The following is a 10,653-nucleotide window of genomic DNA, read 5'->3' as shown; positions in this document are numbered from 1 at the left end:
TTTCCGGTGAAGCGAGCCGCCTATTATGTCAGGCTTTTCGTTTCCGTCAACACCTTCTTTCGAAGAAGGTGAAGTCCTGTTCCTTCGCGGTTGCCGCCTTGCGGTGGCCCCTGCGTCGGGGGAGGGAAAGTATGTCCCCAACCGCCTCGTTTGTGAAGGGGGTCGATGACTTTTTTTCACGGAACTGTGCATTCATTCATGCCGGTTTCGCGCCCGCAGGCGCGAAACCCTTGTGGCGCTTACGCGGCGACCAGCAGCACGCGTGCAAAGTTGCGCTTGCCCACCTGCAACAGGCCTTCAAAGCCGGGCACGAACAGCTGCTGGGCGTCATCCACCACATCGCCATCCACCTTCACTGCACGCTCCTTGAGCTTGCGCGAGGCCTCCGAATTGCTCGGGGTAAGCCCTGCAGCAGTGAGCAAGGCCCCAATACGCAGGCCTTCGGCGGGAATGGCCACTTCCTGCAGCGGCAGCAGGGTCACATCGCCCTGCCCGGTCACGGCGGCGTTCCAGCCGGCGATGGCCAGCTCGGCGGCGTCGGCATCATGGAAGCGGGTGGTCAGCTCGCGCGCCAGGCGCAGCTTCACTTCACGCGGGTTCAAGGTGCCGGCGGCGACCTGCTCACGCAGGCTGACCGCTTCGGCCTGGCTGATCTCGAAGGACAACAGCTCGATCCAGCGCCACATCAGGTCATCGCCGATCTTCATGGTTTTGGTCACCATGTCGATCGCCGGTTCGCTGATGCCGATGTAGTTGTTGAGCGACTTGGACATCTTGGCCACGCCGTCCAGGCCTTCCAGCAGCGGCATGGTCAGCACGATCTGCGGCTTCTGCCCGTAGTGCTCCTGCAGGCCACGGCCCATGAGCAGGTTGAACTTCTGGTCAGTGCCGCCCAGTTCGACGTCCGCTTCCAGCGCCACCGAGTCGTAGCCCTGCACCAGCGGGTACAGGAACTCGTGCAGGGCGATGGACTGCTGGCCGGCGTAGCGCTTGGCGAAATCGTCGCGCTCGAGCATGCGCGCCACGGTGTGCTGGCCGGCCAGGCGGATCATGTCGGCCGCACCCATCTTGCCGAACCACTCGGAATTGAAGCGCACTTCGGTCTTTTCGCGGTCCAGCACCTTGAACACCTGCTCTTCATAGGTGCGCGCATTGGCCAGCACGTCGTCCTTGCTGAGCGGCTTGCGGGTGACGTTCTTGCCCGAGGGGTCGCCGATCATGCCGGTGAAGTCGCCGATCAGGAAGATGACCTGGTGGCCCAGGTCCTGGAACTGGCGCAGCTTGTTCAGCAGCACGGTGTGGCCCAGGTGCAGGTCCGGGGCGGTGGGGTCGAAACCGGCCTTGACCCGCAGCGGGCGGCCGCCTTCCAGCCGCTGGCGCAGCTCCTCGATCTTGAGGATTTCATCGGCGCCACGGCCGATCTGGGCAAGGGCTTGTTCAATCGAGGACACGTGCAACTCCCGGCGATGCCTTATTTACATGAATGACGTTAATTACAAGTTAACCGCAAGCGCTTCACAAAAGCCAATAGGCACAAGGGTTTGACGCGATATTTATACCTGTCTATGTTACCGACGTTTGGGCCCGCGCTCCCGGGCCAGCCAGGAACACACCGACGATGCTGAATACCGATCAAGGCCGCGCGCGCAAGCAGCGCTTCAAGGAACGCCTTCACGTTCTCCACGACACCGCCCTGCATCGTAAGCTTCGACAGCATCTGTCCGCTGCGTTCAACGAGCGTTGGACCCGCCGCCACTGGATGCACGCCAGCCTGTTCGCCACCATCGGCGCACTGGTGGCCACCATTGTCCCAGGCTTTTCGCACACCATCGAGTCGCCCTACTCGGTCGGCCATTCCACGCTGGCCCTGCCCTTGCCGCCACTCTCCCAGGAGCGCCTGCAGCAGGTGCCGGGCGACAGCTGGCAGGTGCTGCGCGTGCAGCGCGGCCAGACCCTGAGCAACCTGTTCGACGAGGCCGGCATTTCGCCCACGGTGATGCACCAGGTGCTGGAGCACCCCGGTGCGCGCGAGGCGCTGACCAAGCTTCGGCCCGGGGCGGAGATCGCCTTCGACCTGCCGCTGAGCGGTGAGCTGCGCACGATCCGCTTCGACCGCGATGCCGACAACCGGGTGGAGCTGTCGCTGAAGGGCGAGCAGATCACCGAGAAGGTCAGCAAGCGCGAGAGCTCCACCCGCCGGGTGGTGACCAGCGGCGAGATCACCAGTTCGCTGTACGCGGCGGCGCGCAAGGCCGGGCTGTCGCCATCGGCCATTGCGACGATGACCGACGAGATCTTCAAGTACGACATCGACTTCTCCAAGGACCTGCAGCCGGGCGACCGCTTCAGCGTGGTGATGGACGAAACCTGGCGCGAAGGCGAGAAGGTGGACACCAGCAAGATCCTGGCGGCGACCTTCACCTCGGGCGGCAAGACCTACAGCGGCTTCCGCTTCGACCGCAACGGCAAGTCCGAGTATTTCGACGTGAGCGGCCGGCCGCTGAAGAAGAGCTTCATCCGCATGCCGATTCCCTTCGCCCGCCTGAGCTCGACGTTCGGCGCGCGCAAGCACCCGGTGCTGGGCAAGATGCGCATGCACAAGGGCGTGGACTACGCCGCGCGCACCGGCACCCCGATCATGGCCGCTGGCGATGCGCGCGTGCAGTTCGCCGGCGTGCAGCGCGGCTACGGCAACGTGGTGATCCTGGACCACGGTCGTGGCCACACCACCCTGTACGGGCACATGTCGCGCTTCGGCAAGATCAAGACCGGCCAGCGCGTGGCGCAGGGCACGGTGATCGGCTATGTGGGCTCGACCGGCCTGGCCACCGGCCCGCACCTGCACTACGAATTCCGCGTCAACGGCGTGCACCGCAACCCACTGTCGGTGACGATGCCGCCGCCGGAGCCGCTGCAGGGCAACGAGCTGGTCGCCTTCCGCGCACAGACCGCGCCAGCACTGGCCCGCATCCAGGGCATGGAGAAGCTGATCTACGCCGACGCCAGCCCGGCGCCGAAGGCGGACAAGGCCGCCACCACCACGGCCAGCGCGGCCAAGCCGGCCAAGGGCAGCCGCGGCTGATCACACGGGACTGCAGCGCGCATTGACGGCGGCAACAGGTTGCGCGGAAGCTGCACGCACCCTGTTGAATCGCCTGGCCATGACTGGACCTGATCCCACTACCCCGCTCTACCTGGGCCTGATGTCCGGCACCAGCGCCGATGGCATTGATGCCGCGCTGGTGCAGTTTCCCGCCGAGGGCGGCTGCCGTTTCGTCGATGGACTGACCCACGCGTGGGACCCGGCCATCCGCGCCGAGCTGGTGGCCTTGGGCCAAGGCGGTGAGCTGGACTCACTGGATACGCTGGGCCGGATCGATGCGCAGATCGGCATTGCCTTCGCGGCTGCGGCCAACCGCCTGCTGCAACAGGCCGGGGTGCACCCGGCGCAGGTGCGGGCGATCGGCTCGCACGGGCAGACGGTGCGGCACCGGCCGCTGGCCGATCCGGCCTTTACCTGCCAACTGGGCGATGCCAACCGCATTGCCGAGCTGACCGGCATCACCACGGTGGCCGACTTCCGCCGCCGCGATGTGGCCGCGGGCGGGCACGGGGCGCCGCTGATGCCCGCCTTCCACCTGGCCATGCTGGGCACGGCCGATGAGGACCGCGCGGTGCTGAACCTGGGCGGGATTGCCAACCTGACCCTGATTCCGCGCGAGGGCACGCCGAGGGGCTTTGATACCGGGCCGGCCAATGCCTTGATGGACGCGTGGTGCGAGCAGCACACCGGCGTGCCGTTCGATGCCGATGGGGCGTTTGCGGCCAGTGGGCAGGTGGACGAGGAACTGCTGGGACGCTGGCGGGGCGAGCCGTGGTTTGCACTGCCGCCGCCGAAAAGTACAGGGCGCGAGCAGTTCCACCTGGCGTGGGCCGAGGCGGCGCTGGGCGATCGGCAGCGGGCGGCGGCCGATGTGCAGGCGACGCTGCTGGAGTTGACGGTGGTGACCGTGGCCGACGCGCTGCTGGCCCATCTGCCTGGGGCGAAGCGGGTGCTGGTGTGCGGCGGTGGGGTGCGCAATGCGCAGCTGCTGCGGCGGCTCAGCGCGCGGTTGCCGGGGGTGGTGATCGAATCCAGTGCGGTGCATGGGCTGGACCCGGATTACCTGGAGGCGATGGGGTTTGCGTGGTTGGCGCAGCGGACGCTGCAGGGGTTGCCCGGGAACCTGCCGAGCGTGACCGGGGCGCGGGGGGAACGGGTATTGGGGGCGATTCACCTGGCGTGATGGGGTGAGGGGAAACGCCTGTTTTTGTTCCAGGGTCATGCCGACATTGAACGTTGGGGCAGGGTCGGCAGTCGACCGGGGTGCGACCCTACCGGTCAGGTATCCGTGCGTTGCGGATGGCTGACGCCTAGAAGGATTTGACGTCCGGGAGGGCCTGGAGGGCGGCGATGGCTTCGGCCAGGGCGTTTACTTCCGGGTCGTGGAAGCCGCTGCGGACTTCCAGTTCGCTGGCGAACAGGCCCTGTTCGAGCAGGACCACGCAGGTGTGTTCGCGGGTCCAGCCGCGCGCGACGGCAACCCGGCGGATGCGCTCGTTCAGCAGCGGATCCAGATCGCGCAGCACCAAATCAGCCATGTGTTCTCCCCCGTTGGCAACGCACCGCCCCCACGGCACAACGGGGTTGATGATGGCCCACTGGATGGCGCGCGGCAACTGCGCGCGACCGTACTACCGGTCAGGCAGCACTCCGGTCGCGGATGCGTGGCCACAGCCAGGCCAACAGCAGCAGGGTCGGGATGACCGTGGCCGAGCTCAGGATGAAGAAGGTGCTGTACGAGGTGGCCTCGACGATATACCCCGATGCGCCACCGACGAACTTGCCGGGCAGGTTGGCCAGCGACACGAGCAGTGCGTACTGGGTAGCGGTGAAGTTCCGGTCCGTCAGCGAGGACATGAAAGCAACCAGCACGGTGCCGGCAAAGCCCTGGAACAGGTTGTCGGCACACAGCGCCGCATAGAACGCCCATAGCTGGCCGGGGTTCTGCGCCATCAGCAGGAACGCCAGGTTGGACAGCGCCACACCGAGCGCGGCCAGCAGCAGCATGCGGCGGAAGCCAAACGCCGCCACGGCGACGCCGCCGAGGAACGCGCCACCGATGCCCATCCACACCCCGAACAGCTTGGACACGGTCGCAATGTCAGCCTTGGTGAATCCCGAGTCCAGGTAGAACGGACCGGCCATCACGCCGATCACCTGGTCGGGGAACTTGAACAGCCCCACGAACGCCAGCAGTACCACTGCCAGGACCACGCCATTGGTACTGAAGAAGCTGGCAATCGGCTGCCAGAACGCGCCGAAGAAGTCGATGCGGCGCTGGATCCTTACCTCCGGCTGGGCCGGTTCGCGGCACACCAGGGTGGTGATGATCGGCAACAGCATCAGGGAGGCCATCGCCAGGTAGGCCACGATCCATCCCTCGAACTGGGCCAGATACAGCGCGCCGGCGCCGGCGAGGATCAAGCCGATGCGGTAACCCAGCGTGTAGGTCGCGGCCAGCGCGGCCTGGGCGCTTTCCGGAGCGATTTCAATCCGGTAGGCATCCACCACCGAATCCTGGGTGGCACCGGCGAAGGACGCCACCAGCACCCACAGCACCAGGGGAGTTACGCCAAGCTCGGGACGCACGAAGGCCAGCGCGAACAATCCGCCGGTAACGCCTATCTGAGAGACCAGCAGCCATGAGCGACGGCGCCCGAGGAAGCCGATCAGCGGGAATGCATAGCGGTCGATCAACGGCGCCCAGAGGAACTTGAGCAGGTAGAAGAAGCTGGCCAGGCTGATCAGACCAATGCTGTGCAGGTCCAACCCGACATCGCGCAGGCGCGTGGACAGGGTCTGGGAGGCGATCAGGAGGAACGGCAGGCCGCTGCCAAAGCCCAGGAAGGCCATGGTCAGCGCCGAAGGCGTGCCAAATGCACGTTTGATCCCCGCCCAGCCCTTGTAGCTCACCGGCACTGCCGCTTCACTCATGGGGCGTAGTCCACCGTGAACGGGGCATGGTCGGAGAAGCGCTCATCGCGGTAGATCGAGCAGCTGCGCAGGCGCTCGCGCAAGCCGGGGCTGACGAACTGGTAGTCGATGCGCCAGCCGACGTTGTTGGCCCGGGCCGCGCCGCGGTTGCTCCACCAGGTGTAATCCTCGCCAGTGGGGTGCAGCAGGCGGTAGGCATCGGTCCAGCCCTGGCCGCTGGCCACGTCCAGCGCCTGGCCGGCATCCACGCACTGGCCATTGAGCCAATCGCGTTCGGGCGGCAGGCAGCCGGAGTTCTTCTGGTTGGATTTCCAGTTCTTGATGTCCAGCGCCGAGCGGACGATGTTCCAGTCCCCGCACAGCACGTAGTCGCGGCCACTGGCCAGCCACTGGGCCAGGATCGGGCGCAGCCACTCCATCACTTCGTACTTGAAGCCCTGGCGCAGGTCGCCCGAGCTGCCGGACGGGATGTAGAAGGAGACCACGCTGAGGTTGCCGTAGCGGGCCTCGATATAGCGGCCTTCGTCGTCGAACGGGGCCCAGCCCAGCGAGGTGATGACCTGGTCGGGCTCACGCTTGCTGTAGATGGCCACGCCGCTGTAGCCCTTCTTGGTGATCGCGTCACGGTAGAAGCAGTGGTGGCCGTCCGGGCGGAACATCGGGTCGGTCAGCTGGTCTTCCTGGGCCTTGGTCTCCTGGAGGCAGAGCACGTCGGCATCCTGGGCACGGAACCATTCGAGAAAGCCCTTGGTGGCGGCGGAACGGATGCCATTGGCGTTGAAACTGATGATGCGCATGCTGATCCGGGTCTGGTACGTAACGGCCAAAGCATACCGGGTTGCCCGGCCCATCGGCTGGCCGGATCCGGCCATTGCAGGCGCCTGCGGCGGCCGGTCGCGAGCCTGAATTGCCGGTCATGCATTAGGATCTGCGCTCCAAGAGAATTGAATAGAGCGTTAGATGAGCGACCACCGTCACCGTTTCCTGCAGCTGGCCCTGACCGCCGATGCCCTGCGTTTTGGCCAGTTCACCCTCAAGTCGGGCCGCCTGAGCCCCTACTTCTTCAATGCCGGCCGCTTCGATTCCGGCGCCAGCATGGTCCAGCTGGCCGCCTGCTACGCCGATGCGGTGGAAGCCACCGGGCTGAAGTTCGATGTGGTGTTCGGCCCGGCCTACAAGGGCATTCCGCTGGCCACCGCCACCGCCTGCGAGTTCGCCCAGCGCGGCCGCGACCTGCCGTTGAGCTTCAACCGCAAGGAAGCCAAGACCCACGGTGAAGGCGGCAACCTGATCGGCGCGGACATGAACGGCCGGCGCGTGCTGATCGTGGACGATGTGATCACCGCTGGCACCGCCATCCGCGAGGCCCTGGCCATCATCAAGCAGGCCGGCGGTACCCCGGCAGGCATCGTAGTGGCGCTGGATCGCCAGGAGATCGCCTCGGAAGAAGACCGCCGTTCGGCCGCCCAGGCCGTGGCCGAAGAAGCCGGTATTCCGGTGGTGGCCGTGGCCACGCTGGCCGACCTGCTTGATTTTGCCTCCGGAAATCCGGAACTTGTCGGGTACCGGCAGCCGCTGGAGGACTATCGGTCCCGTTACGGCAGCCGTCCTACGCGTTGAGAGCAGGGGGCTCCCATGTCCAGGATTGCCACGTTCACCATCATCGGCCTGTTGCTGGCCGCGCCAGTGCTCACGGCCCAGGCCCAGAGCAAGCGCAGCAGCAGCGCGGCCAAACCCAAGAAGCTGTACTGCTGGAACGAGGGCAAGGAGCGCATCTGCAGCGATGCGCTTCCCCAGGATGCGGTGAACAACGCCCGTGAGGAGTTCAGCGTCACCAGTGGCCTGCGCCGCGGCGGCGTGGAGCGTACCCTGACCGAGGACGAACGCGCCGATGCGGCCGCCGCCGCTGCCCAGCGCGAGCTGGACAAGGCCGCCGAGGAAACCCGGCAGCGTACCGAGCAGGCCATGCTGTCCACCTACCAGGACGAAAGCGACCTGCGCCGGGTGTTCGTCGAGCGCACGGGGATCCTGGACAACAACGTGCAGACCGCCGACTACAACGTGGCCAGCCTGCGCGGCGCGCTGGTGACGTTGCTGGGTACGGCGGGCGACCGCGAGCTGGCAGGCCTGCCGGTGCTGTCCAAGCAGGCCGAGGACATCCGCCTGCGCCACGCCGAACTGGTGGCGCAGAAGCGCATGCAGGCGTCCTATGTGGAACAGCGCAAGGCGCTGGATGTGGAAATTGAGGAAACCCTGCAGCGGTACCGATTGTTGAAGGGTGTTGCCACCGACCCGCGCGGGTAAGGGTTCACGATGGCCGGCCAACGGCCGGCGCTACCGGGATCAAATGCATTTGGTTGATTGATCCCGATCCCGATGGGCCCGTAACGGTTCGTAGCCCCGAAGAGAACGGCAGGAGCCGTTCTCAACGGCGCAACGCGCCGGCCCGGAGGGTGCCCGCCAGGACGGCGGGCATAACGTTGGCCGGACACCGCGCGCAGCGCGGCCCAAGCGTCCGAAGGCGGAAAAACAATCGTCCCCGGGTATTCGTCCGACGTTTAGACGATCCGAAGCCGCGCCCCAGGCGTTCATGCCCCCGAACGAAGCCCCAGGGTGTACCGACCAACGTCGGTACACCCTTTTTTATGCACTTTTTACGCGCCAGCAGCCTGGCAGGCGTGGAGCGTTTACGCGGGTGGGGACCACCATGACGCCCTGACGTGGAGTGGTTCCACCTGGACGTCCCATGCGCCTGATCGCTGCTTTGCCTTCCCTTCCCTGCTGCTGAGAACACCCCATGCCTGCCTGGCTTTCCCTCGTGTGCGGCGTGCTGGTGCTCGTTGCCGCTGCCTACCTGCTGTACGTCGTGCTTGCGCCCGAAAAATTCTGACCGGAGCCGACCATGACCGAGATTCTGTTGATTGTGCTGGCCAGCATCGTGCTGGCCTTTCCGCTTGGGCTGTACCTGGCCCGGGTGATGCGCGGTGGGCCGATGCGCGGCGACGCGTTGTTTGGCTGGATTGAAAAACCGCTGTACCGCGTGCTGGGCGTGAACCCGGCGCGCGGCATGTCCTGGCGCGGCTACGTGGGTGCGTTCCTGCTCAGCAACCTGGTCATTGCCGTGCTGGTGCAGGCGGTGTTCATGACCCAGGCCTGGCTGCCGTTCAACCCCGACCAGATTCCCAACATGCGCTGGGACACGGCGCTGCACACGATGGTGTCGTTCCTGACCAACACCAACCAGCAGCACTATTCCGGCCAGGCGCAGCTTTCCTACTTCTCGCAGATGACCGCGATCACCGGCCTGCAGGTGGTCACCCCGATGATGGGATTGGCGCTGGTGGTGGCCACGCTGCGTGCGCTGTTCGGCACTGCGCCGTCCGCTGATGCAGCTGCGAATGAAGTACCCGCCGATCGCCAGATCGACGTGGGCAACTACTACGCCGACGTAGTGCGCTCGTGCGTGCGCTTCATGCTGCCGCTGTGCGTCCTGTGGGCAGTGCTGCTGACCAGCCAGGGCGTACCTTCGACGCTGGCCGGCGGCCCCACCGCCACGCCGATCGATGCATCTGCCGGCATGGAAACGCAGAAGCTGCCGCTGGGTCCGGTCGCGGCGATGGTGGCAGCCAAGCAGCTGGGCACCAACGGCGGTGGCTGGTATGGCCCCAACAGCAGCATGCCGCTGGAGAACCCGACCCCGCTGTCGAACGCGCTGGAGCTGATCGGCATCCTGCTGATCCCGATCGCGGTGGTGTTCATGCTGGGTGCCTTCACCGGGCGCAAGCGCCTGGCGGCGCTGGTGTTCGGCTGCATGCTGGCGATGTCCAGCGTGTCGATCGCCGCCACGGTGTGGCTGGAAGGCCATTCGGCCACCGCCGCCAGCCCGCTGCTGATGGAAGGCAAGGAAGTGCGTATCGGCGCGGACGGTACTGGTCTGTGGGCGGCGATCACCACCCAGGTCTCCAACGGCTCGGTCAACGGCATGCATGACTCGCTCAGCCCGCTGGCCGGTGCGGTGCCGGTGGTCAACATGCTCATCAACGCGATCTGGGGCGGCATCGGCTGCGGCCTGCAGCAGTTCCTGGTGTACCTGCTGCTGGGCGTGTTCCTGGCCGGGCTGATGACCGGGCGTACCCCCGAGCTGCTGGGCCGGAAGCTGGAAACCCCGCAGGTGAAGCTGCTGGCGCTGCTGGTGCTGCTGCAGCCGATCACCATCCTGGCGTTCACCGCGATCACCCTGGCCATTCCCTCGATCACCGGCACCTCCAACCCCGCGTTCCATGGGGTGAGCCAGGTGTTCTATGAGTACGTGTCGGCGTTCGCCAACAACGGTTCGGGCTTTGAAGGGCTGGGCGATGCCACGCCGTGGTGGAACCTGAGCTGCACGCTGGTGCTGCTGCTGGGCCGCTACCCGGCGCTGGTGATTCCGCTGATCGTCTGCGCCCAGCTGGCCGCAAAACGCCGCGCACCGGAATCGGCCGGCACGCTGCAGATTGAAACCCCGACCTTCGCGCTGACCCTGATCGCGTTGATCGTCATCCTGACCGTATTGCAGTTCATGCCGGCGCTGGTGCTGGGCCCGGTTGCCGACCACCTGTCGCTGACGCTGCACTGAG

Annotated in this window: 10 protein-coding genes; 6 read left to right on the top strand and 4 right to left on the bottom strand. The window is 66.1% G+C overall.

The annotated features are described in order from the left end of the window. Positions 1 to 239: 239 nt before the first annotated feature. A complete protein-coding gene (tyrS, locus tag WIX41_RS10920; RefSeq protein ID WP_339447442.1) occupies positions 240 to 1,451 on the bottom strand; it encodes a tyrosine--tRNA ligase in 1,212 nt (403 codons plus the stop codon). A 167-nt stretch (positions 1,452 to 1,618) separates the two neighbouring features. On the opposite strand from tyrS, the gene WIX41_RS10915 reads away from it, so the two are divergent. Both WIX41_RS10915 and WIX41_RS10910 read left to right on the top strand, forming a co-directional pair. Then, positions 1,619 to 3,082: a M23 family metallopeptidase gene (locus tag WIX41_RS10915; RefSeq protein ID WP_339447440.1), complete on the top strand. Its 1,464-nt coding sequence runs from the start codon at positions 1,619 to 1,621 to the stop codon at positions 3,080 to 3,082. Between the two features lie 79 nt (positions 3,083 to 3,161). Beyond that, positions 3,162 to 4,286: an anhydro-N-acetylmuramic acid kinase gene (locus tag WIX41_RS10910; protein WP_339447438.1), complete on the top strand. Its 1,125-nt coding sequence runs from the start codon at positions 3,162 to 3,164 to the stop codon at positions 4,284 to 4,286. Between the two features lie 127 nt (positions 4,287 to 4,413). Here WIX41_RS10910 and WIX41_RS10905 read toward each other — a convergent pair whose 3' ends face one another. The 3 genes from WIX41_RS10905 to WIX41_RS10895 all read right to left on the bottom strand — a co-directional run bounded on the left by WIX41_RS10905 (position 4,414) and on the right by WIX41_RS10895 (position 6,834). Beyond that, entirely contained in the window at positions 4,414 to 4,641 is a 228-nt protein-coding gene (locus WIX41_RS10905) for a hypothetical protein (RefSeq protein WP_210133103.1), read from the bottom strand. A 100-nt stretch (positions 4,642 to 4,741) separates the two neighbouring features. Next, a complete protein-coding gene (locus tag WIX41_RS10900) occupies positions 4,742 to 6,037 on the bottom strand; it encodes an AmpG family muropeptide MFS transporter (protein ID WP_339447430.1) in 1,296 nt (431 codons plus the stop codon). Then, a complete protein-coding gene (locus WIX41_RS10895; protein ID WP_339447428.1) occupies positions 6,034 to 6,834 on the bottom strand; it encodes an exodeoxyribonuclease III in 801 nt (266 codons plus the stop codon). Before WIX41_RS10895 ends, WIX41_RS10900 begins: the two co-directional genes overlap by 4 nt. 163 nt (positions 6,835 to 6,997) lie before the next feature. On the opposite strand from WIX41_RS10895, the gene pyrE reads away from it, so the two are divergent. From pyrE to kdpA, 4 genes are all read left to right on the top strand, one after another. Continuing rightward, on the top strand, positions 6,998 to 7,657 hold the full coding sequence (gene pyrE, locus WIX41_RS10890) for an orotate phosphoribosyltransferase (RefSeq protein ID WP_339447426.1): 660 nt from the start codon (positions 6,998 to 7,000) through the stop codon (positions 7,655 to 7,657). A 15-nt stretch (positions 7,658 to 7,672) separates the two neighbouring features. Then, complete coding sequence (locus WIX41_RS10885; protein ID WP_339447424.1) at positions 7,673 to 8,341, top strand: hypothetical protein; 669 nt, start codon at positions 7,673 to 7,675, stop codon at positions 8,339 to 8,341. Positions 8,342 to 8,834: 493 nt separating this feature from the next. Then, on the top strand, positions 8,835 to 8,927 hold the full coding sequence (locus WIX41_RS10880) for a potassium-transporting ATPase subunit F (RefSeq protein ID WP_084739105.1): 93 nt from the start codon (positions 8,835 to 8,837) through the stop codon (positions 8,925 to 8,927). A 12-nt stretch (positions 8,928 to 8,939) separates the two neighbouring features. Further along, positions 8,940 to 10,652: a potassium-transporting ATPase subunit KdpA gene (gene kdpA / locus WIX41_RS10875; protein ID WP_339447421.1), complete on the top strand. Its 1,713-nt coding sequence runs from the start codon at positions 8,940 to 8,942 to the stop codon at positions 10,650 to 10,652. Position 10,653: the final 1 nt, after the last annotated feature.

The organism is Stenotrophomonas sp. AB1(2024), assembly GCF_037482345.1.
GTDB lineage: Bacteria > Pseudomonadota > Gammaproteobacteria > Xanthomonadales > Xanthomonadaceae > Stenotrophomonas.
The sequence above is the reverse complement of the archived record's forward strand: the minus strand, read 5'-3'. Positions and strand labels throughout refer to the sequence as shown.